The sequence below is a fragment of the Bacillus sp. CH_70 genome (assembly GCF_038007045.1).
Taxonomy (GTDB): domain Bacteria; phylum Bacillota; class Bacilli; order Bacillales; family Bacillaceae_G; genus Bacillus_A; species Bacillus_A cereus.
This window is the reverse complement of record NZ_JBBOWL010000001.1, coordinates 3,447,210-3,472,216: the sequence shown is the minus strand read 5'-3', so window position 1 is coordinate 3,472,216 and position 25,007 is coordinate 3,447,210. Positions and strand designations below refer to the sequence as shown.

The following is a 25,007-nucleotide window of genomic DNA, read 5'->3' as shown; positions in this document are numbered from 1 at the left end:
ATAAAGATAAAAGGAGAACACATCTAGTGTTCTCCTTTTATTATGGAATTTCATAGGGGGAAGCGGGATGAGTGAAACGCTACTCGTTATTATTAGTATATTACTATTTTTAATGTTGCTTTTAATCGTCTTTTTTATCATTACATTTTTTATAAAAAAACGAACACATCATTCTATTTTAAAATTACATCCGTACTTAGGAAGAATGCGCTACTTACTGGAAAAGATAGGGCCTGAATTTCGACAATATTGGTTTGATCATGATACGGATGGAAAGCCTTTCTCACGTTATGATTTTCAAAGTGTTATGTTTTTAGCGAAATATCGCTCTGAAATACTTGGTTTTGGATCAAAACGAGATTTTGAAGCTTCTGGATATTATATTGCTAATACATTATTTCCGATATTAACGGAGGAATTAAGTGTGAATCTCACGCAAGAGCGAGAGGGTAAAAAGTACGTGATTCATAAAGAAGGGTTATTTTCAAGAAGAGAAAAATTGACAGCGGATACAACGAATCTTTGGCTGTACGAAGAAGATGATGCAATTATAGTCGGTGAGAACCGTAAATATCCGTGGAAGCTACATGGCATGTTTGGTGCATCTGCGACTTCTTATGGTGCGATTGGAGAAAATTATATTTTAGCGAGTGGTCTTGGAGCAAAAATGGCAGGCGGATCGTGGATTAATACGGGTGAAGGTGGCGTTATTCCAGAACATTTACATACAGGAGCGAATATCGTTGCGCAAATTGGTCCAGGGTTATTTGGATACCGTGATGAAGACGGTAATTTTTCAATGGGAAAATTCATGGAGAAAGTGAAAGAAAGTAATATTAGAGCATTCGAATTGAAATTTGGGCAAGGTGCTAAAATACGTGGTGGTCATTTAGAGGGGCAAAAAGTAAATGAGAAAATTGCGTTTGTTCGCAACGTCCGAAAGGGAGAGACGATTAATTCACCGAATCGATTTTCATTTTTAAAGAATGCAGCGGATACACTTTATTTTATTCAACAGTTGCAAGAAAGCGGCGGTAAACCAGTTGGAATGAAAATTGTAATTGGTCAGCAGAAGCCTTTGGAAGATTTAATAAAAACAATGAAAGAACTAAACATTTATCCAGATTTTATTACAATAGACGGTTCAGAAGGCGGATCAGGGGCAACGTATAAATCGATGGCAGATTGTATGGGACTGCCGCTTATTCCAGCATTACTTACATTTATCGATACAGCAAACCATTATGGTGTCCGTAACAAGTTTAAAGTATTTGCATCGGGTAAATTAATCACACCAGATAAAGTGGCGATTGCTTTAGCGATTGGGGCGGATGCTGTAAGTTCAGCCCGCGGATTTATGATGGCAAGCGGCTGTATTATGGCCCTTCAATGTAATTCTGGCCAATGTCCATCTGGTGTAGCCACGACAAATCCGCATTATCAAAAAGCGTTAGATCCGTATGAGAAGAAGTGGCGAGTCATGAATTATATTATTAGTATGAGATATAGTTTATTTTCATTAGCAGCGGCAGCGGGAGTGAAGAGCCCGCGCCATTTAACTAGAGAGCATATTGTGTTTAAAGACGAGGTGGGGAGAGTAGTTCCTCTTTCGGAATTGTTTCCTATAGTAAATCAAACCTAAAAGTATATTTGATATGTAAGATTTTTTAAAGGAATAATCATATTTTTGGAAAAATTAGGAGTATAATAGGGAAGTATTTTTAAAAATGACTATTTTTAGGGAGAGATTCACTTGCAGCAAGGTTCTTACAGTATTACAATTTTTTTACTCGTCATAGGGGTCGTTATATTTAGACGCATGCGCTCTATGAATCGACCAATTAATAATAAAGGAAGACGACTACTATTGCCATTATTTTTCTTATTACCAGGTTTTTCTTTATATGCTGCACCGATACAACTTGCTGATTGGCAAATTGGTATAGCTGCTGGGATCGGACTGTTATTGTCAATTCCACTTATTATTTTAAGTGGGTATGAAGTCAGAGAAGATGGTCAAATTTATGCAAAAAAAAGTATCGCTTTTATTGCTACATTTTTAGTTATCGTTCTTTTACGTGCTTATTTTAGAAGACATTTACAAGGTTTAGATCCAAAGTCAATCGGCATTCTTTTCTATACTCTTGCGGTTTGTTATATAGTACCTTGGCGTATTGGATGCTATATGAAATTTCGTAAAGTATATGTAGAGAAAGCGAAAATTGAGACGTCAATAAGCTAAAAGTCATACATTTGTATGGCTTTTTCTTTTAAAATTTATCGGGTAAACGAATAAAAATAAGGTGTGAAAAAACACTGTTTAATTTTCTGAATATTATTACTTTAATTTCTTAAAAAATCATTGTAATCCACTGGGATAAAGGCGTTTATAAAGGTTTTCAAATGTAATGAAAAGTGCTCGTTCACTTGAAAGAACAAAAAAAGTTTGTTAAGGTAGGGAACCATAAGCGAAAACAAGAAAATAGAAAAAGTCATTTTTCGAAATTTTGAATGGCTTATGGAATAAGGGAGAGATTTGGTGAAGATTGAAATTATGGTTTCGCTTGCTATTTATATGGCAGGTATGTTGTATATCGGATATTGGTCTTATAAGAAGACATCCGATTTATCAGATTATATGTTAGGTGGAAGGGGACTCGGTCCAGCAGTTACAGCTTTATCAGCTGGTGCTTCTGACATGAGTGGTTGGATGCTAATGGGATTACCTGGTGCGATGTATGCAACAGGATTATCAAGTGTATGGATTGCGATAGGTTTATTAATAGGTGCTTATGCAAACTATTTAATCATTGCCCCACGTTTACGAACGTATACAGAAGTGGCAAATGATTCAATTACGATTCCAGACTTTTTAGAGAATCGGTTTAAAGATCGTACGAAAATACTTCGTTTTGTCTCCGCTATCGTCATTTTAGTATTTTTCACATTCTATGCGTCGGCTGGTTTAGTTTCAGGTGGACGTTTGTTTGAAAATTCTTTCAACCTAGATTATAAAATTGGTTTATTTGTAACAGTGGGTGTCGTTGTTGCGTATACACTATTCGGTGGCTTTCTAGCCGTAAGCTGGACGGACTTTGTACAAGGTTGTATTATGTTTATTGCGCTTGTACTAGTGCCAATTGTTGCTTTTACGGATGTCGGTGGTGTAACAGAAACATTTAATACGATTAAACAAGTCGATGCATCGCATTTAGATATGTTTAAAGGGACCACAATACTTGGCATTATTTCATTTTTAGCATGGGGACTTGGGTATTTTGGTCAACCGCATATTATTGTCCGTTTTATGGCAATCACCTCTATTAAAGATTTAAAGACTTCTCGTAGAATCGGTGTCGGTTGGATGACAATTTCAATTATAGGTGCAATGCTTACTGGTCTAATTGGTATCGCTTATTATGCTAAAAATAATGCGACATTGCAAGATCCAGAAATGGTCTTTGTAACATTCTCCAATATTTTATTCCATCCGTACATTACAGGATTTTTATTATCAGCTATTTTGGCTTCGATTATGAGTAGTATTTCCTCACAATTACTTGTTATTTCAAGTGCAGTAACGGAAGACTTCTATAAAACATTTTTCCGTCGTAATGCAAGTGACAAAGAACTTGTATTTATCGGTAGATTGTCAGTATTAGTAGTAGCTATGATCGCAGTTGTTTTAGCGTATCATCCAAGTGATACAATTTTAACACTTGTAGGTTATGCTTGGGCTGGATTTGGTTCAGCGTTCGGACCAGTCATTTTATTAAGTTTATATTGGAAAAGGACGAATAAATGGGGCGTTCTTGCAGGTATGATTGTTGGTGCAGTAGTTGTTATAGCATGGGTACAAATTCCAAGTTTAAAAGCAATTATGTATGAAATGGTACCTGGATTCTTCTGTAGTTTATTAACTGTTATCGTTGTAAGTTTATTAACGAAAGAACCCGTTAAGGCAGTTCATCGTGAATTTAATGAGATGGAAGCAATATTGGAAGAAGAAACGAAATGATTAGCGAAGAGAGTAAACGAAACTGGAGTTTACTCTCTTTTTATTTAAAATGAAAATAAGGAACTTATTGACAACTAAAAGTAAGTAACTTATAATAAATTTGAGTTCAAGTTAATTTGTACTTTGAATAAAGCTTTCAAATGGAGTAAATATTTTTCGGAAATTATCTCGAATTTGAGATGAATTGACAAGCTGGAAGTTAATGTGTAATTTTGTAATCGATATCTCGAATTCGAGATAAAATTATAATGACGGATTTTACTTTGTAGCATGGACAAAATGAATAATGAATTTAAATGTAAAAGAATTTTTATAATGAAATAAAAAAGGAGTGGAAGAAATGGAAAAGAAAACAATGGGAATCCATCACATTACAGCGATTGTAGGGCATCCACAAGAAAATGTAGACTTTTATGCTGGTGTATTAGGGTTACGTTTAGTGAAACAAACAGTGAATTTTGATGATCCAGGTACGTACCATCTTTATTTTGGAAATGAAGGAGGAAAACCTGGAACAATTATTACGTTTTTCCCATGGGCAGGTGCTCGTCAAGGTATTATTGGGGATGGTCAAGTAGGAATTACGTCTTACGTTGTACCAAAAGGTGCAATGGAGTTTTGGGAAAATAGATTAGAAAAATTCGATGTTTCGTATACGAAAATGACTCGTTTTGGAGAGCAGTATTTAGAATTTGATGATCCGCATGGTTTGCATATAGAATTAGTTGAAAGAGAAGCAGGCGAATTAAATAATTGGAGTTTTGGAGAAGTTACACCAGAAGTAGCAATTAAAGGGTTTGGAGGTGCTGTTCTTTTATCTGCACAGCCTCAAAAAACAGCTGAATTGTTAGAACATATTATGGGTCTTGAGAAAATTGGAGAAGAGGGTGAATTTGTTCGATTCCGTTCTTCTGCTGATATTGGAAATATTATTGATTTGAAATTATCAACAATCGGTCGTGGCCAAATGGGCGTTGGTACAGTTCATCATATAGCTTGGAGAGCGATTGACGATGCTGATCAGCTAGACTGGAAAGAGCATGTGTCGCGTTTTGGATATCACGTAACTCCTGTACAAGATCGAAATTATTTTAACGCGATTTATTTTAGAGAACATGGTGAAATCTTATTTGAAATTGCAACAGATCCTCCTGGTTTCGCTCATGATGAATCGTTAGAGACGATGGGTGAGGAATTAAAGTTACCGGAACAATATGAACAACATAGAAAACAGATTGAACAAACGCTTTTACCATTTGAAGTGAGAAATTTAGATTAAAGTGATTGAAGGGGGAACAGGATTATGATGAAACATGTTTTTCAAAAAGGAAAAGATACGTCAAAACCAGTGTTGTTATTACTTCATGGCACAGGTGGTAATGAATTAGATTTACTACCACTTGCAGAAATAATTGATCCGGAAGCGTCGGTATTAAGCGTTAGGGGAAATGTGTTAGAGAATGGGATGCCGCGTTTCTTCCGCCGATTAGCAGAGGGCATTTTTGATGAAGAGGATTTAATTTTCCGTACGAAGGAATTAAATGAATTTTTAGATGAAGCGGCTAAAGAATATAAATTCGATAGAAATAACATTGTAGCTATCGGTTATTCGAATGGGGCAAATATCGCAGCAAGCTTATTATTCCATTACGAAAATGCATTAAAAGGTGCTGTGCTTCATCACCCAATGGTACCTAGAAGAGGAATGCAATTAGCAAATTTAGCAGGGAAATCTGTGTTTATTGCTGCTGGGACAAATGACCCAATTTGTTCATCAGCAGAGTCAGAGGAATTGAAGGTACTATTAGAAAATGCAAATGCGAATGTAACAATGCATTGGGAAAATCGAGGGCATCAATTAACGATGGGTGAAGTAGAAAAAGCAAAAGAGTGGTATGACAAAGCATTTTAAAAAAAGAAGCATCTGCTAACGATTAGCAGATGCTTCTTTTTTATTTAAGACTGGATTGCAAGATGAGATGAAGAAAGTGGTAGCTCAATATCAACAATCGTACCTTTATTTAATTCGCTTGAAATGTGTAATCTACCATGATGTTCTTCAATTATTTTGTAACACATCATTAATCCTAGTCCTGTGCCTTTTTCTTTTAAACTATAAAAAGGTTCGCCTAGACGGGAGATACGATCTTCAGGAATGCCGCAACCTTCATCGATAATTCGTATTAAGATGAAATTATCCTCTAATGGTTTTGTTTGGATGAAAATATTTCCGCCATTTGGCATTGCTTCTATCGCATTTTTTAATATGTTTATAAACACTTGTTTTAATTGGTTACCGTCACATTGAATATCATATACGTAATCAAAATGATCCATGATGATATGAACGCTATGCATAATTGCAGTCGGTAAAATAAATGTAACTACCTCTTCAATTAAAGTTTGTATGTTACAAGTTTGGATAGATAATACTTGTGGCTTAGACATCGCCATAAATTGACTCGTGATGGATTCCATTTGTGAAATCTCACTTAACATAACATCGATATACCATTTCTGCTCTTCACTTATTTCAGGGAGGAGCAACGTTAGAAAACCTTTTAGAGAAGTGAGTGGATTTCGAATTTCATGGGCAATTCCAGCTGTCAGTTGTCCGACTACTGCGAGCTTCTCTGATTTTCGTAGTAACTTTTCAGTTTCTTTTAGCTCAGTAACATCTCGCCCCATCACGATAAGACCTTTGCGAGAACCATCAGGATGATAAAGCGGAACTTTTGATATACTTAAGATTAGATCGAAATCATCTCTATGTATAATAAATTCCTCGCCATGAAGAATTTGTCTTTGTTGCCATGCTAGTTCATCGATTTCTTCACAATGTAAAAAAGCTTCTCGGTATGCTTCATTATATTGAATGAGTTCGCTATCTTTTTTCCCGTGGTAAGGTACATGATGGAAATTGAAGCAAGAAAGTGCGTAATCATTTGCCTCAAGCCAGCGCCCTTCATGATCTTTAAATATAACAAACGCAGGCATGGAGTTTACTAATGTACGTAATCTCTTCTCACTTTCTTTTAGCATATTCTCAATTCTTTCTGATTTTTCAAGCGGCTTCATAATAGCGTATACGCCAGTAAGACGATTTTGAACAAAAATAGGAACTAGTTTTGTCACAACATCTAATAAGAATCCATTTTTATGATAAATAGATAAGATATACTCTTGTTGATTATCCGCTTCAGTATTCTTTATATTTTGTAATACTTGCTCAGAAATATGGGCTTCTAAAATAGAGGTAATATTTTTCTGTTCTAATTCTAAAGAAGTGTAACCTAATATTCTTTCGGCAGAAGGATTTATATGTAGAATAACTCCTTCTAAATTTAATGAAATAATACTATCAGGATTGTGTTCGAACAGAGATGCGTACATTTCTGTTAATGAACGATCTTGTATATGGTTTCGCAAACGTCTAGAAATGTTCGGATGACGTTTTTTTTGAGTTGGTGAATATTTTTTACGACTCATAATAGTTCCTCCGTACAAATAGCATCTAAAAAGATTTGTCTATTCATAACTATAATATAGATGTAATGTGTATTTCTATAAAAAATGGAAGTTATAGAATAAATTTTGTTTTTTTTATTTTTTGCAAGGTGAATGCAGGATGGTAATAAGGGGAGCTTATATTGTTTTATAAACCTTTTGTAAGTTACAGACGGCTGTTTTCCGTATAACATTAGGGTAGAGGAGGGGGAGAGAAAATGGAAAATTATATTCAAGGGATTGATCACGTGCAAGTAGCTGCACCTGTAGGGTGTGAAGAAGAGGCGCGTGATTTTTATGGGAATACGATTGGTATGGAAGAAATTCCAAAGCCAGAAGAGTTGAAAAAACGAGGTGGATGTTGGTTTAAATGCGGAAATCAAGAAATCCATATTGGTGTCGAGCGGAACTTTACACCAGCTAAAAAGGCTCATCCAGCTTTTTATGTGAATGAAATTAATGAATTTAAGCAAACACTTATAGAGCAAGGTGTTAAAGTGATTGATGATTATGCACGGCCAGATGTAATTCGATTTTACGTGTCAGATCCATTTGGAAACCGAATTGAATTTATGCAAAATAAAGACTAGGTGGATTCCCACCTAGTCTTTAACTTCTTCTGAAAAGTCCTAACACTTCTACAGTTTCTGTAATATTAACGAAAGCATTCGGGTCGATTTCAGAAATTGTTAGTTTCATACTTGCTAATTCTTCACGAGAAACGACGGTCATAAGTACACGCTTTTTCTCGCTTGAATAAGCACCTTCGCCATCAAGTAACGTTATTCCACGTACAACAGTTGAAAGAAGTTGTTTTTTCATTTTTTCTGCTTCATTTGTTACAATCATAAGTGTAACTTTACGATGTTTTGTATGAACAGCATCAATTACTTTACCAGTTACATAAATTGAAAGTAAGCTTGTAAGTGCAACATCCCAGGTGAAGAAGAATCCTGCGATTATTACAACGACTGCATTTAAAATAATAAGGAATCCGCCAAGTTTAATGTCTCGCTTGCGGGATAAAAGCATACCGATAATATCAAATCCACCAGTGGATCCATTACAGTTAAAAACAAGACCAATACCAGCTCCGGCGATTACACCTCCGAAGATAGAAGATAACAATGGATCTGTTGCTACGACTTTTACTGGAACGTAGTATAATGCAACAGATAATACAACTACAGAGACAACTGTGTTAAAAATTACTTTTTTTCCAAGACCTATGTACCCTAAAATAAGGATAGGTAAGTTTAATACAAAGTTAATAATGCCTGTGTTTACAGGGGTTACAATCCCTAAAATAATAGCAATTCCGCCAATTCCACTACTTAAAATTTTGTGGGGGATAAGGAAAAGATTAAAGGCAACCGCAATAATAATAGAACCGATAATAACACCAAGGAATCTGACCATTTCTTTCCCGTCCTTCACTGAAAAATTCATATTATTTCAAGATTATATATGATATTGAAAGTTTTGGGTAAAAACAGTTTATTTAGGTAAATTAGATTAATCAAAAGAATTTGAGTATTTTATCATTTGAAAGGGGATACAGTTGTGAAGATAAAAACATATCAACAGAAAAGCCCGTTGAAGCAAGAATGTGAGGATTCTTATTTTTGTAATAAAGAAAAAAAGATTTATGGTGTATGTGACGGTGCAACACCACTTGTCCCGTTTCGTGATGAAAAGGGACATAATGGAGCATACATCGCTTCGTATTTATTTGCAAGTTATTTTACTGCATTACGAGAGAATCATAGTTTACAATTTGCAGTTGCCAAAGCAAATGAAGCATTGCAAAGCAAAATGTTAGAATATGAAGTAGACACGAGAAAAAAAGAGCATTTGTGGTGCACATGTATCGCAGCAGTCCAAATAGTTGGTGAGAAAATTGAATATGCGCAGCTTGGGGACTGTATGATTGTCGCAACTTTTCAAAATGGAACGATGCAAGTATTAACGAAAGACACAGTTGAAGGAATTAGTAAAAGAGCAAAAAAGAAGAGGGAAGAAGATCGTAAAAAAGGGTTATCTGTACCAGAAGAATATGTTTTTCAAGATGTTCGAGAACAGTTAAAATACAATCGTTATCTTGCAAATATGCCAAATGGTTATTCAGTTGCAAATGGAATGAAAGAAGCGATACATTATTTACAACATGGTGAATTACATACAGATGAAGTGAGTGGGATTTTTATTTGTTCAGACGGGTTATTTCACCCAGATTGGTCATTAGAACAAACTGTTGCATATATAAGAAAGAATAGTATAAACGAATATATAGCAATTATTGAAGAGCTAGAAGCGGAAAAGAGAATAAGGCCAGATGATAAAACGATTATTATGATTGATTTTTAAGAGGAGGCAGTTCAAATGGAAATTAAACGTGTCAATCTAACATTTCAAGATGAATTAGTTCCTTTAGAAAAAGTAAACAAACTGATTATTCACCATACAGCTGAAGATGGATGGGACGTGTATAAAACGCATGAATTTCATCAAACTGTAAGAGGGTGGAGCGGAATTGGTTACAACTATTTTATCGAAAAGGATGGAACTGTAGTGGAAGGACGAGGTTTACATATTGGAGCGCACGCGAAAGACCATAACCGCCATACAATTGGAATATGTATGACGGGAAATTTCGATAAATACGATCCAACTCCTGCACAAGTGAATGCATTATATTCTTTATGTAAACTGTTTATGAAGCAATTTGCTATAAAGAAAGAAAATATACTCGGTCATAGAGAGTTAGAAGGAGTTACAAAAAGCTGTCCTGGTAATCGTTTTTCTATGGTAGAGTTAAGGAAGATATTATCTTAAATATAGAGGAGTAACAACGATGATGAATATAAAAATACCAAATGATAAAAAAGAAGAGCTTGTAGCACAAATTCAGCAATTTTTTATGGAAGAAGATTTAGATGAAATTGGACGTTTCCAAGCAGAGCGTTTAATAGAAGAAATGATTAAATTAGTTGGACCGTTTGCATATAATCAAGCAATTGGAGATGCAAGAAAGCTTGTAAGTGAGAAGTTAACGAATATGGAAGAAGATTTATACGTGCTAGAGAAGAATGAAGGAAAATAAAAAAAGAGCCGATGGGCTCTTTTTTTATTTTTCTTTCTTGTGTTCTTTATATTCATGTACTTTTTCTTTTACATTACCAACTGTATCTTTAGCAGTGCCTTTCACCTTATCCCATTTTCCTTCAGCTTGTAATTTCTTATTGTCAGTTACTTTCCCAACAACTTCTTTTACTTCACCTTTTACCTTATCAATGGTACCTTCTACTTTTTCTTTTAAACCATGATCATGTTTAGTCATACATTTCTCCTCCTTGTAGTTTGATTAGAATTCTCTTTTCATATTGCAAGTTGAATGATGTATCTAGTAATATCGTAACAAATCTAGTTTGAATATTCAAATGATTAATAGGATAGAAAAGGATTTGTCATAAAATGTTTAAAAATGTAACGGAAGGAGAAATAAAGTAAATTATATGTCTTTTGCGGTCCATATTGATTTTGTATAAGCAATTTTCATGTGGGCACGTTCCATGTTATTTTGACTGCCGCTACCGAACCTTGCTTGTCCAACTATTAAATTACAATTGGATTCAATAGCTGTTTCAATTCGCTTTTGAATTAATGCAGTATGACAGCCTTTACGCTGAAATTCTGGCAAAGTAGCAGAAGCAGCTAATGAAGCAATCCCATTATTTATGTACAGGACACCAATGCCTGCAGGAGTATTTTGAACTTCGGCTATGAAAAAATGCCATCCTGGTTTATCGTAAAGAATTTCGTTATTTTGGCGCACTCCATCTTTTGTAAAGGATGGCATATTAAATCCACGTACATATATGTCTGCAAAAATATGAAATTCATTTTCTTTCAGTTGGCGTACTGAAATGTTAGCAGGAAGCAGGGATGGATCTTCTCTCGGTATACTATATAAAGCGGTATGGAAGCTGGATTGGTAAAATCCTTTTTGAGACAAGTATTGAAATAATTCAGCTGTCCCTTGAGCTGGTGTAATTTCAAAACGGCAAGGAATTTGTAGTGATTCATAATAAGAAATGATTGCATCAATCGCATCTGCATTTGTAATACCTTTTACCGTATTAAAAGCAGGACCGGCAATTATTTTTGATGAAAAGGTAGTGGCACTACCGAACTTTTTCATTTGCACTTGCATTGGATTTCCACTCATTGCTTGTAGTCCCTCTAATCTAGAAGAGAGCATATCAATTTCTGCATTTTCAATTTCTGTTGCTATATCGAGTGTCATAACAGTAGTCATAAAATTCCTCCGTTAATAAATATATTTCATAGTATATATACGATTTTTGTTTTGAGATTCCTGTTGTAATGTAGGAGAATAAGAAGTTTTTTGGAAGGGAAATGGAATTGAACTGTCGAAGGGAGTAGAAACAGATTAAAGGTGGTGCTCTCATGAAACAAAAAGCCGTGCAGACATGCTCTAATTGTGGTTCTCAAAACATAGGAGAAGGTGAGTTTGTCGGATATGCACAAATACGGAAAAAGGAAACGATGTTCACATCTTCACCGGTGGATGCTTATATTTGTACAGACTGCGGAAATATCCTTTCATTAAAAGTACGACATTATGAAAAGTTTAAGCAGAAGCCGTTATGATTATTGAGTAGTGGTTTTATTAGGGTAGTTAATAAGAGTAATATTTTACATATATATGAGTATGCCTCAGATAAAGAGATGAAAACATATACAGTACATAGTTCGTTATATGACACATAAAAATATATAGAAGAAATTGTGAGGTAGTAGGAGGAAGAAAAAACAGCTCCTCTTGGAATATTTCATATTTAAAACTCCTTTAAATGAATAAAGGAGTTTTTTGATTTTTTATAACAATAATTACCTTTAATTGTTATAATTGGTTATTAAGAAAGGGTGGTTTATTAACGCCATAATCATAGAAGAATAATAGCTAAATCGTATACAAAACCACTATATAACACAATCGCAACCGTAAGTTGACAAGGTGCAACCGCAGGAAGATAGAGGTAAGAGCAATGTTTACATACAATTTAGTTAAGAAAACGAAGGGGGACACACATATGGGATTTGGTGAGAAGCTTTTTAAATTAAGAAAAGAAAAGGGTCTTTCTCAAGAAGCATTAGCCGAGAAATTAAACACAACAAGGCAAGCGGTTAGTAAATGGGAAAACGGTCAAGGTTTTCCTGAAACTGAAAAGTTAATAATGATTGGAAATGTATTTGAAGTATCACTTGACTATTTATTAAAAGAAACTGCTGAGCAAAGTAACGAAAAGGAAAATGGTTATTATGTAAGTAAGGAAATGGCAGAAGGGTATATAGTGTATGGACAAAAAATTTCTAAATATATTGCATTAGGATTTAGCTTGCTTATTTTATCTACAATACCGTACTTATTATTTAAAGAAAATGCAACAATGTCTACGTTTCTTGTCATTATCATTGCAGTGCTTGGGATCGGAGCAATGATGGCACCTGTAACGATAGAAGAGAGTCGATACAATGTATTGAAAAAAGAAGAACTACTATTTGATCAAAACTTTCTAAAAGAATTGACAAAAAGATATGCGATTATTAAGAAGAAGTATGCCGCAGTGATGATTGTTGGATTTTGTTTTATTGCAGCAGGAGCGATACCGTTTTTATTTGAGAAAAAACGAATCACTTCGGGAGAACTCGTACAGTATTATCCTTATTGTGTTGTACTTATTGCTATCGGAGTTTATCTTTTTGTACGTGTGTTAGGAGTGTTAGAGACGTATCGGATTTTAGTAGAAAATAAGGAATACAGTAATCGTTTTATTTTTAAACTGAAAAAGAAAGTAAGGAAAAAGGTAGATAGTTTATAAAAAATAAAAAACATGTTTCGAATCAATGTATTCAAAACATGTTTTTTATCGTTCTGAATTATTTCCAAAGAAATAATTCAGAAAATACAGAAAAATATCGTAATCATTTGTAGAAGTCTGTTATAATAAACGGAAAATGAAAACGTTTTAAAGGGGGACATAACCAATATGATGATGAATGTACCGCTAACAATTAGTTCTATGATGGAAAGAGCAGAGAAACTGTTTTCGAAGAAAGAAATTGTTTCACGGACGCATGATACAGTTACAACGTTAACGTATAAGCAGTTAGGGGAAAGGACGAGAAGACTTTCCAGTGCGTTGAAAAAGCTTGGAATTAAAGAAGGTGAACGTGTAGGAACGTTAGCGTGGAATCATCATCGACATGTGGAGGCGTATTTTGCTATTCCTGGTATTGCTTCCGTTTTACACACAATTAATATTCGTTTATCTCCTCAACATATTTCATACATTATTCAGCATGCAGAAGATCGAATTTTACTTATTGATGAAGATATCGTACCACTCGTTGAAAGTATTCAATCCGAATTATCAACTGTACAAGCTTACATTATTATGACTGATAAAGATAAACTCCCAAATACGACGTTGAAGCCTGTATATCATTATGAAAAGCTATTAGAAGAAGGCGATCCAAATTTCAAATTTGTAAAAGATATTGATGAAAATACACCTGCTGGTATGTGTTATACGTCAGCGACTACAGGAAATCCAAAAGGTGTTGTATATACGCATCGTAGTACTGTATTACACTGTATGGCACTCGGTTTAGCTGATACAGCTGCTTTATCGGAAAGTGATGCAGCAATGGCAATCGTCCCGATGTTTCATGTGAACGCTTGGGGACTTCCTTTTGCGGCTACTTGGTTTGGATCAAAACAAGTTCTTCCAGGACCGATGTTTACGCCGAAAATTTTATTAGAAATGATCCAATCTGAAAAAGTGACGTTAGCTGCCGGTGTGCCGACAATTTGGCTCGGTGTATTACAAGAGTTAGAAAATAATAGTTATGATTTATCTAGTATGACGAGAATACTATGTGGTGGTGCAGCCGCACCGAAAAGTGTTATTAAAGCATTTGAACAGAAACACAATGTTCCTTTCATCCATGCATATGGTATGACCGAAACAAGCCCACTCGTAACACTTGCACGTTTAAAAAGTTATGAAACAGAATTATCGTATGAAGAGCAATTAGAAATTAGATCAAAGCAAGGGTATCTTGTCCCTGGTGTAGAGATGAAAGTAGTCGGTACAAATGGTGAAGTGAAGTGGGACGGTACGGAGATGGGAGAACTATGTTTACGAGCACCTTGGATCGCTGAAAGCTATTATAACGATGATCGTACTGTCGAAGGGTTTCGCGATGGATGGTTATATACTGGTGATGTTGTCACAGTGGATGAGGAAGGTTGCGTGAAAATTGTTGACCGTACGAAGGATGTTATTAAAAGCGGGGGAGAATGGATTTCTTCGGTCGATCTTGAAAATGCTTTAATGGCACATGATGCTATATTTGAAGCGGCTGTCGTTGCAGTTCCTCACCCTCAGTGGCAAGAGCGACCAATTGCCTGCGTTGTTCAAAAGAAAAATAGTACGGTTACAAAAGAAGAAATATATGAGTTTTTAAAACCACAGTTTGCGAAGTGGTGGTTGCCAGACGATATTGTCTTTATGGAAGAAATACCGAAAACATCTGTTGGGAAGTTTTTAAAACAGGCGCTTCGGAAAGAACTGGAGCATTTGCATAGAGAGAAATAAGTGAACTTCTATTTGTAAACTCTAATACATTAATGGTTGACAAAAGAGGAGTGGAAAGATAATATAATTTTTGTGATATGTTATCTAAAATAAATTTTAAGTTTACAAATAGGAGAAGCAAATATGAATACAAAAAACTTAGTTTTTGTCGCTTTATTTAGTTCTATTATGGGAGTGTTAGGGTTAATACCTCCGATTGCTCTTTCTATTACACCAGTTCCAATTACATTGCAATCACTCGGTGTTATGCTTGCGGGTGGGGTGTTAGGATCACGTCTAGGTGCGTTAAGTCAGCTTATTTTCTTACTTATTGTAGGAGTTGGAGCACCATTGCTTGCTGGTGGACGCGGTGGCCTTGGTGTATTTGTTGGACCAAGTGCAGGATATTTACTTGGTTACATCATTGGGGCGTTTGTTATTGGTTATTTAATTGAGCGTTTACGTGAAGTTTCTATTATAAAAGTATTATGTATTAATATAATTGGTGGTATTTTCGTAGTTTATGTATTTGGTATTACTGTACAAGCGTTCTTAATGGATGTTTCTGTATGGGAGACAATGAAAGTGAGTGCTGTGTTTTTACCAGGGGATTGTATAAAAGCAATTATTGCGGCAGTTCTCGTAACAAAATTACATCGTTCATTGAAACATATTATTACGCCCGCTTTAAAGAATGGAAAATATACAAATGCGGGATGATAAAGGGAAGAAACACGTTAATTGCGTGTTTCTTTTTATTATTATTGTAAAGAAAGGACGTCTCATATGGGGATTACAAAAGAATATAAAAAGCATGCCTCTTTACAACCAAATAAAATAGCGATAAAGGAAAATGATAGAGTTTTAACATATAAAGAGTGGTTTGAATCAGTTTGTAAAGTAGCAAGCTGGTTAAATGAAAAAAAATCGAAGAATAAAACGATAGCAATCCTATTAGAAAATCGTATAGAGTTTTTACAACTATTTTCTGGTGCCGCTATGGCCGGGTGGGTTTGTGTTCCGTTAGATATAAAGTGGAAACAAGATGAGCTCAGAGAAAGAATTGAAATTAGTAATCCGGATATGATTGTGACAGAACGATATAAGGTGAATGATCTATTGGATGAAGAAGGAAGAGTAATTGAAATTGATGAGTGGAAAAGAATGATAGAGAAATATCTTCCTACATATTCCACTGTAGAAAGTGTACAACATGCTCCTTTTTATATGGGATTTACATCAGGATCAACAGGAACAGCAAAAGCATTTTTACGTGCACAACAATCGTGGGTTCATAGTTTTGATTGTAATGTACATGACTTTCATATGAAAAGGGAGGATTCGATTTTAATAGCTGGGACGCTCGTTCATTCTCTTTTCTTATACGGGGCAATAAGTGCATTATATGTAGGACAAACAGTGCACATTATGAGAAAGTTCTTTCCAAATCAAGTATTAGATAAGTTAGAAACTGAAAATATATCAGTTATGTATACAGTTCCGACAATGCTTGAATCTTTATATAAAGAAAGTAGATTAATAGAAAATAAAGTGAAAATTATTTCGTCAGGAGCGAAATGGGAAGCTGAAGCGAAAGAAAAAATAAAGAATATATTTCCTTATGCGAAAAGATATGAATTTTATGGTGCATCAGAGTTAAGTTTTGTAACAGCACTAGTCGATGCAGAAAGCGAAAGAAGGCCAAATTCAGTAGGAAAACCGTGTCATAATGTGCAAGTTCGAATATGTAATGAAGCAGGCGAAGAAGTACAAAAAGGTGAAATAGGAACTGTTTATGTGAAAAGTGATCAGTTTTTTATGGGATACATAATAGATGGGGTTTTAACACGGGAGTTGAATGCAGAAGGTTGGATGACAGTGCGAGATGTAGGCTATGAAGATGAAGAAGGCTTTATATATATTGTTGGTAGAGAGAAGAATATGATTTTATTTGGAGGAATCAATATTTATCCAGAAGAAATAGAAAGTGTATTACATGAACACCCAGCTGTTGATGAAATAGTTGTAATTGGTGTGAAAGATAGTTACTGGGGTGAAAAGCCCGTCGCGATCGTAAAAGGAAGTGCTACGAAACAACAATTAAAGAGTTTTTGCTTACAGAGATTATCCTCTTTTAAAATACCGAAAGAATGGCATTTTGTAGATGGAATACCTTATACAAATAGTGGGAAAATCGCTCGTATGGAAGCAAAAAGTATGATTGAAAACCGGGAGAAAATATATGAATAGAGCAGTCATTGTAGAGGCGAAAAGAACACCTATTGGTAAGAAGAATGGGATGTTAAAAGAGTATGAAGTTCAGCAATTAACAACGCCGCTTCTTACGTTTTTAAGTAAAGGGATTGAGAGGGAAATAGATGATGTCATATTAGGTAATGTTGTTGGGCCAGGAGGGAATGTTGCGAGACTATCTGCTTTAGAGGCGGGACTTGGCTATCATATTCCTGGTGTAACGATTGATCGGCAATGTGGTGCTGGTTTAGAAGCAATTCGAACTGCGTGTCATCTCATTCAAGGCGGGGCAGATAAGTGTTATATCGCCGGGGGAGTAGAGAGTACAAGTACGTCACCTTTTCAAAAAAGAGCACGATTTTCACCTGAAACAATTGGTGATCCTGACATGGGAGTAGCGGCTGAATATGTTGCGGAGCGTTATAATATAACGAGAGAAATGCAAGACGAGTATGCTTGTCTTAGTTATAAGCGGACACTGCAAGCGTTAGAAAAAGGATATATACATGATGAAATATTTTCTTTTAATGGATTATTAGATGAATCTATAAAGCCAGAAATGAATTATGAACGAATCATTAAAAGAACAAAGCCCGCATTTTTACAAAATGGAACAGTGACGGCAGGTAATTCATGTGGTGTAAATGATGGGGCATGTGCTGTTCTTGTAATGGAAGAGGGACAAGCCCGTAAGTTAGGTTATAAACCTGTCCTTCGTTTCGTTCGTAGTGCTGTAGTGGGAGTAGATCCCAAGCTTCCAGGGACTGGTCCGATATTTGCGGTGAACAAATTATTAAACGAAATGAATGTAAAAGTAGAGGACATCGATTATTTTGAAATAAATGAAGCATTCGCCTCAAAAGTTGTTGCTTGCGCAAAAGAGTTACAAATTCCATACGAAAAAGTAAATGTAAATGGTGGAGCAATTGCGCTCGGTCATCCGTACGGTGCATCTGGGGCTATGCTTGTAACACGTTTGTTTTATCAGGCACAAAGAGAGTCTATGAAATATGGAATTGCTACATTAGGAATTGGAGGCGGGATAGGGATTGCGCTATTATTTGAGAAAGTAGAAGACTAGCGAGGTAACTAGTTTTCTACTTTTTGAGGAACATAAATATTGCTACCAGGCTTCGCTTTCATTTCGTTCCAAGCAGCAATCGCATCAGCTTTTGCTTTCCCTTTATTATTTGGATCTTCGAAAAAGTCGCGAGTAAAGCGATTGTATTCAAACTGCGAGCTGATAGTTGTTTTATAAGTAGGATCTTTTTTTCGTTCGTTCTCTTCATACCAAAACGTTATCGCGTCTTCATATGTTTTTCCAACATTCTCTTTGAAAAATTTTTGAAGAGCTACTGTAAAGCGGAAGTTTGTTCCGATTTTTTCTTTGAAAAAAGCACGAACATCTTCGCTACAGCGGTGATTGTTAGTAATAATCGTTCGAAGAGAAAGGTCTTTATAGGATAGGGAAGCTTTACTCACCTTTTGAACAGAGCTGTTTTTTAATATTTTACCAGTAGTTAAATAATGTGAGATACGCTCGGTTATTTCGATCTTAGAGCCACTAGCTGGCAAATCATGTTCACGACAAAATGTTTGGAGTTCTGCTTTTAACCAATAATAGTTTTGGAAATCTTCAAGTGATATAGACTTTGTTAAAGTTGGACGCATGAATGTAACAACTACTTTCTTCCATAATTTTCTTCAATTATAAAACGTATGTTCTTTTTATGGAAGGGTTAATTTGTAAATATAATGGGAAGAGGAGATTGCATATGGAAAATGTAATGCAAGTTCGTGTTACAGGAATTTTAATTGAAGATGAAAAGGTATTGCTAGTAAAGCAAAAAGTGGCTAATCGAAATTGGTCTTTACCTGGAGGAAGAGCAGAGAATGGCGAAACGCTAGAGGAAGCAATGATTCGAGAAATGAGAGAAGAGACAGGGTTAGAAGTTAACATTCAGAAGCTACTCTATGTTTGTGATAAACCAGATGCTCGCCCGTCTTTATTACATATAACGTTTTTGCTTAAAAGGATTGAAGGTGAAATTATGCTACCTTCTAACGAGTTTGATCATAATCCAATTCATGATGTGCAAATGGTGCCGATTAAAGATTTAAGTCATTATGGTTTTTCGGAAACTTTTATCAATCTTATAAGTGAAGGTTTTGTAAATGCAGGGAGTTATCAAGGTTTGAAACAAAATATAGGTCTGTAAATATAGGGGAAGGATAGCCGTTCGCTATCCTTCATAACATGTTTTAAACTGCTGACTGTAAAGAAGAAACAAGCTGATTTAAAAATTCATCTCCGCTCATAATTGCTTTCCCGCCACCGCGAGCACTCTTCTTATTTCCGCCACCTTTTCCTTCGATTGTAGGAAGAGCGTCTTTTAAAAGAGCATTCATATCGAGTGATACTGATTTTCCGCAAGCGAGAATACATTGTAGTTTGTCATCATTTTCGATGACGAAATACGTAATTGCATGCTCTTGTTGTTCTGTAATAATAGCGGAAAGCTTTGCGATTTCTTGCATAGAACGATTTGTAAATACTTTAGAAATAAGTATGTCAGCATGAATTTTTATAGGCTGTAGAAGTAGTTCATTTGCCTCTGCAAATAATAATTTTTCATTCATTGTTTGTATTGCTTTTTCGTTTTCTTTTTGAGAAGTAAGCAGTTGCGCCACTTTTGCTGGAATATCAGTTTCGCTACTGTTTAATTGTTTAGAAACATCTTTCATAATTTGTTGCTGTTGTCCCATTAATTTAAGTGTACGCCAACCAGCGATAAACGTTAAGCGTATACCACCTTTATTGCGCTCCCATCCTAGTACTTGAATAGGACCAACTTCACCAGTTCGTTTCGGATGCGTTCCACCACAGCCGTTGTAGTCAAAGTTTTCGATAATAACAACCCGTATATTTTCTGTCATAGTCGGTTCTTTACGAAGGGGCAACGTTTTCGCTTCTTCTAAGTCCATCCACTGGATGCTGATTGGATGGTTTTCAAAAACAATTTTGTTTGCAATTTGTATTGCTTTTTCAACCGTTTCTGCATGAAGATTTTCTGTTTCTAAATCAATTGTTACTGTTTCTTTACCAAGATGGAATCCAATTGTAGGTATGTTAAAATGGTCCCAAAAAGCAGCAGATAAAATGTGCTGAGCTGCATGTTGTTGCATATGATCAAAACGGCGCTCCCAATTGATTTTACCTTCTACGTCTTCTGTATGTAATTGTTCTGCAATGTAGTGACGAATTTCTCCGTTTATCTCTTCTACATTGATTACATTGATATCATTTAATGTACCAGTATCATATGGTTGTCCGCCACCTGTCGGATAAAATGCTGTTTCATTCAAAACAACGTATAAGTTACCGTCTTTATCATAATCTTGCTTTATAATTTTAGTAGTAAAGTCTTGCTTATAAGCGTCAGTGTAATATAATTTGTGCTCCAATTTTCTTTCTCCTCTCGCATTAACTAGTTTCATTGTAATGCAATTAAAATTAGTTTCCTAATATTTCAGAAGAAAGAAACTATTTTTAGAATTTTCTTGCTATAATAAGGGGAAGAAAATGCGGGGGTGGAATAAATATGTTATATGAAAACGGCGTAGATAAACTGCTTAGTTTAAGTAGAAATATTTCCGAATTATATCGAGAATTAAACGAAATGACCCGGATTTTAACGGATTGTAATCGAGAAAGTGTGAAGTTTGATCGATTATATGTAAAAGAGTTACTTTGGAAGAAAGAAGATGTAATAGAGAAATATGACCAGCTACTTGTACAACTTTGTATTAACGAATGCTTTGATCTAAAAAGTGTCATTACAGGGGAATATAAGTATACATATGAAGAAGTAGAAAACATAGTTTTACAATTTAATGAAAAGTATAATGTCGCAATCTTAATTAAAGATGTGTGTAAAGAATTACAGTTCACATATGGAATTGATATGGACATAACGAGAACAACTCGGGTATCAACAGCTCAAGTATAGAAAAAGGAAAAGAAAGCAGATCCTTTGCTTTCTTTTTTTTGTGAAAATAGAGAGAGTAGGTTTAACGATGAAGGGGAAGTTACAGCATATTCATCCGCTTGGAATGAGTATTATTTTAGGGACATTGTTTGCTAGGTTTGCAACTTCAATGAGTATCCCTTTTTTAGCGATTTATTTAACGACTGTTAAAGGTGTATCAGCTGGAATGACTGGTGCTATTATCGGAACGAGTGCACTTGTTGGTGTTTTTGCTAGTTTTATCGGAGGGAATTTATCAGATCGATTTGGCCGGAAAACGATTATGCTCTGGTCCATGATCGTTTGGATTTTTGTGTTTATAGGTTTTTCACTTGCGGATCATGTTTTAAGTTTCTTTTTATTAAACGCTTTAAATGGATTATGTAGGTCGTTTTTTGAGCCAACATCAAGAGCATTATTATCAGATTTAACAAAGCCTGAGTATCGGTTACTCGTCTATAATTTACGATACGGTGCAATAAATGTTGGAGTTGCAATTGGACCAATTGTTGGATTACAGATTGGAAGTGCAAAATCAACAATTCCTTTTTTAGTAGCAGCTGGGGTATATATTCTATATACAGCTATATTAGCGTTCCAATTTAAGAAGTATCCAATGGAAAAAAAGAAATTGAGTACAGAAAAACCTGTTACAATGCTAAATGCAATACGTATATTGCGAAAAGATATAGTATTTTTAGTTGCTTTAGTCGGTATTATTTTGAGTAATTGCGGTTTTTCACATTTAACGACGACAGTATCTCAATATTTTGCAAATGCACATATATTTGAGGATGGGGTGAAGCTATTCTCATATATGCTCGCTTTAAATGCAATTGTTGTAGTGATGATCCAATACCCTGTTATTCAAATGTGCAAAAAGTATACACCGTTAACATCAATTATGGTTGGGACTTTATTTGTGAGCGGGGGATTATTTGGCTTTGGAATAGTAGAATCTATGCTAGGTGCTGCCGTTTGTACAATTATTTTTACAATTGGAGAAGTCTTAATGTTTTCGATGACGGATGTATTTATTGATGATATTGCTGTTGCGCATCTAAAAGGAACATACTTCGGTGCGATGGGCTTTTCGGGAATTGGAGCAGTAATAGGTCCGTGGTTCGGAGGAGTACTTCTCGATTACTACGGGTACCAAAATGGGTTTGCGGTATTTTCAGCATTAGCTATATTTTCAACTGTGGCATTTCCTGTGCTTTTAGTTACAAAAGGTTTATCGAAAAAAAGATATGATAGAAATTCTAATATAGAAATGCATGCGAAATAACATAAGCCCCAGTAACCAACTGGGGCTTAGTTTGAATTATATTAACTCTTAATTTGAAAAAAGAACTTTTTTTTCATGCTTATCAGCAACTTCATTTTTGGAAATATGAATGGCTAAAAATCCGTTTTCTAAGCAGGCTAGCATCTTTTTATAAATGATAGTAGTAGGTAAAGGGATTGTTCGTTGTAAGGAAATGTTTTTATGAAGTATGCATATAGCTAGGCCTGTCTCTAACTTTTTAATGAGTACATTTTGTTCCGTGACATTTTGTACATCTGTTTCCAAAATATATTCTTCTTCGGTTTCGCAAAGATCGATGTGAATTTGATTTGGAAAGCTAAAGTTACTATAAGAATCGGAACAAAATTGATCCATCCATTCTTCGAAACCATCAACATGAAAAAGACAATTCTTCTTTTTCTTGCCCATGTAAGACACCCTCCGTAAAATATCAATTCATATCATGTTATGCATGAATGAAACAGAGGTGAAGAATAAATGATGAAATACAAACATTTTATGTTGAATGTGCACGGTATGTGAATGTTTTTATTACATATCATGATGTGAATGTTTTTTTTGGCGTGAATGGTTACGGTTTTTTACTTTATGAGATCCGCTTAATGGTTCAGGTTGTCCTTGTTTTTCTTTTGATTCACGGTTGTTTTTACCCATTGTATATGACACCTCCTCTTTCTTTTTAGAATGAGAGAAGTTGGCGATTTTATACGAGAATGTTTTTAGAAAAAAAGGTAAAGATAAAGGGGACTAACAATTATAGAAAGGGGATTATATAATGCCATATCATAAAGATAAGCAACAAGCCTTTCAAGCGGCACAGCAAGGAGTTACACAAGCAGAAAATGCATTTAATAATATTGTGAAAAATGACCCTAACTACGGTCATGATTTAAAAGAGTTACGCCAAGAGGTTCAGGAAGCATATGAACAAATTCAAAATGCACTAGAGGTAGCTTCAGAAACACAACGTCCACAACTTGAGCAATATGAAAAGAATCTCCAAAATATAATGCGAAATGTAGATCAATTAGAAAAGTAAATGAGGTTGTTGTCTATTCGACAACCTTGCTGCTTTAGTAAACGTTATGCTAAAACAGAAAATTTTTCTATTAGTTTTTTCTTTGCTATGTGCAGTACATATATTTCAAGTGGAAAAAGTGGAAGCGAAAATGTTGCTCAGAAAAGAGTTAGAACCAACTGGTTATGTAACATGGGAAGTACCTAATAATGAAAAAATTATTGCAATTACATTTGATGATGGGCCAGATCCAACGTATACACCACAAGTTTTAGATTTATTACGTCAATATAAGGCGGAAGCGACATTTTTTATGATTGGATTTCGAGTTCAGCGTAATCCATACTTAGTAAAGCAAGTTTTAAAAGATGGGCATGAAATTGGAAATCATACGATGAATCATTTGTATGCAAATAACTCATCAGATGAAAAATTGAAAAATGACATTCTGGATGGAAAGAAATTTTTTGAAAAATGGGTGAAAGAACCTTTGCTATTCCGTCCTCCTGGCGGATATATTAACGATGCTGTATTTAAAACAGCGAAAGAAGCCGGTTATCAAACCGTTCTATGGTCGTGGCATCAAGACCCGCGTGATTGGGCAAATCCAGGGGTTGAATCCATTGTAAATCATGTAGTGAAAAATGCTAAAAGTGGCGATATTGTATTGTTACATGATGGAGGGAATGATCGTAGTCAAACGGTAGCAGCGCTAGCAAAAATTTTACCTGAGCTGAAAAAACAGGGCTATCGATTTGTAACGGTTTCGGAATTACTACGTTATAAACATTAGAAGAAATCCCAAAAGGAAAATAGACCTTTTGGGATTTTTCTTTACTGGTTCTTTTTACGTTTCTTATTATTTTGTCGCTCTGCTGGAGTTAAAGGCTCGTTTGCAAATTCTTCATTGTAACCAGTTCCTTGTCCTTGTCCTTGTGCAGATGCAGCATTCATTCCTGAAATAGTATGATTTGCTTTTCTTTTACCCATTTTATTTCACCTCTATAACATTTTTTGTATGTTGAATGATGAGCAGTTCATAGTATGTATGAACTGTAAGTAAACCGCTGATAGAGCACTTTACTTTATGATAATAGTATTCATAAGGAGCATGAAAGCTATTCAAATTTAGAAACATAAAGAAAACTTATGATAATCTATAAGTTTCTTATTATTTACTTATTTAGAAAGTTGTAATAAGATATTA

General features: G+C 35.1%; 29 protein-coding genes. 20 read left to right on the top strand and 9 right to left on the bottom strand.

Annotation, left to right across the window (positions count from 1 at the left end; all coding sequences use genetic code 11):
- The first annotated feature begins 67 nt into the window (after positions 1-67).
- The 5 genes from N2V79_RS17510 (at position 68) to N2V79_RS17490 (ending at position 5,930) form a co-directional block, all read left to right on the top strand.
- Positions 68-1,642, top strand: a complete 1,575-nt coding sequence (locus N2V79_RS17510; RefSeq protein WP_000005167.1) for an FMN-binding glutamate synthase family protein — start codon at positions 68-70, stop codon at positions 1,640-1,642.
- A gap of 111 nt (positions 1,643-1,753) precedes the next feature.
- The gene (locus tag N2V79_RS17505) at positions 1,754-2,242 is read left to right on the top strand and encodes a cytochrome c biogenesis protein CcdC (protein WP_340720111.1); all 489 of its coding nucleotides are present in this window, start codon (positions 1,754-1,756) and stop codon (positions 2,240-2,242) included.
- Positions 2,243-2,539: 297 nt separating this feature from the next.
- A complete protein-coding gene (gene putP / locus N2V79_RS17500) occupies positions 2,540-4,018 on the top strand; it encodes a sodium/proline symporter PutP (protein ID WP_000687594.1) in 1,479 nt (492 codons plus the stop codon).
- A 340-nt stretch (positions 4,019-4,358) separates the two neighbouring features.
- Positions 4,359-5,297: a ring-cleaving dioxygenase gene (locus tag N2V79_RS17495; RefSeq protein WP_000412727.1), complete on the top strand. Its 939-nt coding sequence runs from the start codon at positions 4,359-4,361 to the stop codon at positions 5,295-5,297.
- A gap of 24 nt (positions 5,298-5,321) precedes the next feature.
- The gene (locus N2V79_RS17490; RefSeq protein WP_000975455.1) at positions 5,322-5,930 is read left to right on the top strand and encodes an alpha/beta hydrolase; all 609 of its coding nucleotides are present in this window, start codon (positions 5,322-5,324) and stop codon (positions 5,928-5,930) included.
- A gap of 44 nt (positions 5,931-5,974) precedes the next feature.
- Here N2V79_RS17490 and N2V79_RS17485 read toward each other — a convergent pair whose 3' ends face one another.
- Positions 5,975-7,507, bottom strand: a complete 1,533-nt coding sequence (locus N2V79_RS17485; RefSeq protein WP_000087652.1) for a BA3702 family sensor histidine kinase — start codon at positions 7,505-7,507, stop codon at positions 5,975-5,977.
- 236 nt (positions 7,508-7,743) lie between these two features.
- On the opposite strand from N2V79_RS17485, the gene N2V79_RS17480 reads away from it, so the two are divergent.
- A complete protein-coding gene (locus N2V79_RS17480) occupies positions 7,744-8,115 on the top strand; it encodes a VOC family protein (protein WP_340720110.1) in 372 nt (123 codons plus the stop codon).
- A 19-nt stretch (positions 8,116-8,134) separates the two neighbouring features.
- Here N2V79_RS17480 and N2V79_RS17475 read toward each other — a convergent pair whose 3' ends face one another.
- Positions 8,135-8,944, bottom strand: a complete 810-nt coding sequence (locus N2V79_RS17475) for a YitT family protein (protein ID WP_000251344.1) — start codon at positions 8,942-8,944, stop codon at positions 8,135-8,137.
- 126 nt (positions 8,945-9,070) lie between these two features.
- Between N2V79_RS17475 and N2V79_RS17470 the strand changes: the two genes are divergently transcribed.
- From N2V79_RS17470 to N2V79_RS17460, 3 genes are read left to right on the top strand one after another with little or no spacing between them, the layout of a single operon-like run.
- Positions 9,071-9,892 (top strand): protein phosphatase 2C domain-containing protein, encoded by an 822-nt coding sequence (locus N2V79_RS17470; RefSeq protein ID WP_003271186.1) that lies wholly within the window; start codon positions 9,071-9,073, stop codon positions 9,890-9,892.
- A 15-nt stretch (positions 9,893-9,907) separates the two neighbouring features.
- A complete protein-coding gene (locus N2V79_RS17465; RefSeq protein WP_000403999.1) occupies positions 9,908-10,360 on the top strand; it encodes a peptidoglycan recognition protein family protein in 453 nt (150 codons plus the stop codon).
- A 19-nt stretch (positions 10,361-10,379) separates the two neighbouring features.
- Positions 10,380-10,628 carry a DUF2164 domain-containing protein gene (locus N2V79_RS17460; protein WP_000981066.1) on the top strand — a complete coding sequence of 83 codons (249 nt, stop codon included), beginning with the start codon at positions 10,380-10,382 and terminating at the stop codon, positions 10,626-10,628.
- Between the two features lie 24 nt (positions 10,629-10,652).
- Here the strand turns inward: N2V79_RS17460 and N2V79_RS17455 are convergent, their stop codons facing one another.
- Together N2V79_RS17455 and N2V79_RS17450 are read right to left on the bottom strand one after the other, a co-directional pair.
- Positions 10,653-10,865: a CsbD family protein gene (locus N2V79_RS17455; RefSeq protein WP_000160421.1), complete on the bottom strand. Its 213-nt coding sequence runs from the start codon at positions 10,863-10,865 to the stop codon at positions 10,653-10,655.
- A gap of 171 nt (positions 10,866-11,036) precedes the next feature.
- A complete protein-coding gene (locus tag N2V79_RS17450) occupies positions 11,037-11,843 on the bottom strand; it encodes a GNAT family N-acetyltransferase (protein WP_000214335.1) in 807 nt (268 codons plus the stop codon).
- A 152-nt stretch (positions 11,844-11,995) separates the two neighbouring features.
- Here N2V79_RS17450 and N2V79_RS17445 point away from each other — a divergent pair, with 152 nt between their 5' ends.
- The 6 genes from N2V79_RS17445 (at position 11,996) to N2V79_RS17420 (ending at position 18,526) form a co-directional block, all read left to right on the top strand.
- On the top strand, positions 11,996-12,199 hold the full coding sequence (locus N2V79_RS17445; protein WP_000810194.1) for a hypothetical protein: 204 nt from the start codon (positions 11,996-11,998) through the stop codon (positions 12,197-12,199).
- A 443-nt stretch (positions 12,200-12,642) separates the two neighbouring features.
- Positions 12,643-13,431, top strand: a complete 789-nt coding sequence (locus N2V79_RS17440) for a helix-turn-helix domain-containing protein (RefSeq protein ID WP_000505605.1) — start codon at positions 12,643-12,645, stop codon at positions 13,429-13,431.
- 168 nt (positions 13,432-13,599) lie between these two features.
- Positions 13,600-15,213, top strand: coding sequence for a long-chain fatty acid--CoA ligase (locus N2V79_RS17435; RefSeq protein ID WP_053563822.1), 1,614 nt, complete (start codon positions 13,600-13,602; stop codon positions 15,211-15,213).
- A 123-nt stretch (positions 15,214-15,336) separates the two neighbouring features.
- Positions 15,337-15,912 (top strand): biotin transporter BioY, encoded by a 576-nt coding sequence (locus N2V79_RS17430; RefSeq protein WP_340720109.1) that lies wholly within the window; start codon positions 15,337-15,339, stop codon positions 15,910-15,912.
- Between the two features lie 66 nt (positions 15,913-15,978).
- Entirely contained in the window at positions 15,979-17,442 is a 1,464-nt protein-coding gene (locus tag N2V79_RS17425; protein ID WP_000513156.1) for an acyl-CoA synthetase, read from the top strand.
- Positions 17,435-18,526 carry an acetyl-CoA C-acyltransferase gene (locus N2V79_RS17420; RefSeq protein ID WP_340720108.1) on the top strand — a complete coding sequence of 364 codons (1,092 nt, stop codon included), beginning with the start codon at positions 17,435-17,437 and terminating at the stop codon, positions 18,524-18,526. The genes N2V79_RS17425 and N2V79_RS17420 overlap by 8 nt, the downstream gene beginning before the upstream one ends.
- 8 nt (positions 18,527-18,534) lie before the next feature.
- Here N2V79_RS17420 and N2V79_RS17415 read toward each other — a convergent pair whose 3' ends face one another.
- Positions 18,535-19,116, bottom strand: coding sequence for a DUF6434 domain-containing protein (locus tag N2V79_RS17415; protein WP_098127248.1), 582 nt, complete (start codon positions 19,114-19,116; stop codon positions 18,535-18,537).
- Between the two features lie 104 nt (positions 19,117-19,220).
- Here N2V79_RS17415 and N2V79_RS17410 point away from each other — a divergent pair, with 104 nt between their 5' ends.
- A complete protein-coding gene (locus N2V79_RS17410) occupies positions 19,221-19,664 on the top strand; it encodes an NUDIX hydrolase (protein WP_000432568.1) in 444 nt (147 codons plus the stop codon).
- A gap of 43 nt (positions 19,665-19,707) precedes the next feature.
- Here N2V79_RS17410 and N2V79_RS17405 read toward each other — a convergent pair whose 3' ends face one another.
- Positions 19,708-20,910, bottom strand: coding sequence for an alanyl-tRNA editing protein (locus N2V79_RS17405; RefSeq protein WP_340720107.1), 1,203 nt, complete (start codon positions 20,908-20,910; stop codon positions 19,708-19,710).
- Between the two features lie 137 nt (positions 20,911-21,047).
- Between N2V79_RS17405 and N2V79_RS17400 the strand changes: the two genes are divergently transcribed.
- Positions 21,048-21,455, top strand: a complete 408-nt coding sequence (locus N2V79_RS17400; protein WP_000965149.1) for a hypothetical protein — start codon at positions 21,048-21,050, stop codon at positions 21,453-21,455.
- A 67-nt stretch (positions 21,456-21,522) separates the two neighbouring features.
- Positions 21,523-22,761, top strand: coding sequence for an MDR family MFS transporter (locus tag N2V79_RS17395; protein WP_048655769.1), 1,239 nt, complete (start codon positions 21,523-21,525; stop codon positions 22,759-22,761).
- Positions 22,762-22,809: 48 nt separating this feature from the next.
- Here N2V79_RS17395 and N2V79_RS17390 read toward each other — a convergent pair whose 3' ends face one another.
- Together N2V79_RS17390 and N2V79_RS17385 are read right to left on the bottom strand one after the other, a co-directional pair.
- Entirely contained in the window at positions 22,810-23,190 is a 381-nt protein-coding gene (locus tag N2V79_RS17390; protein ID WP_000516758.1) for an Hsp20/alpha crystallin family protein, read from the bottom strand.
- A 123-nt stretch (positions 23,191-23,313) separates the two neighbouring features.
- Entirely contained in the window at positions 23,314-23,436 is a 123-nt protein-coding gene (locus N2V79_RS17385) for a small acid-soluble spore protein P (protein WP_000517654.1), read from the bottom strand.
- A gap of 121 nt (positions 23,437-23,557) precedes the next feature.
- Here N2V79_RS17385 and N2V79_RS17380 point away from each other — a divergent pair, with 121 nt between their 5' ends.
- Both N2V79_RS17380 and pdaB read left to right on the top strand, forming a co-directional pair.
- Complete coding sequence (locus N2V79_RS17380) at positions 23,558-23,821, top strand: hypothetical protein (RefSeq protein WP_098127245.1); 264 nt, start codon at positions 23,558-23,560, stop codon at positions 23,819-23,821.
- 46 nt (positions 23,822-23,867) lie between these two features.
- Positions 23,868-24,593, top strand: coding sequence for a polysaccharide deacetylase family sporulation protein PdaB (gene pdaB / locus N2V79_RS17375; RefSeq protein ID WP_141241000.1), 726 nt, complete (start codon positions 23,868-23,870; stop codon positions 24,591-24,593).
- A gap of 41 nt (positions 24,594-24,634) precedes the next feature.
- Here the strand turns inward: pdaB and sspO are convergent, their stop codons facing one another.
- Positions 24,635-24,790: a small acid-soluble spore protein O gene (gene sspO, locus N2V79_RS17370; RefSeq protein WP_340720106.1), complete on the bottom strand. Its 156-nt coding sequence runs from the start codon at positions 24,788-24,790 to the stop codon at positions 24,635-24,637.
- Positions 24,791-25,007 lie beyond the last annotated feature (217 nt).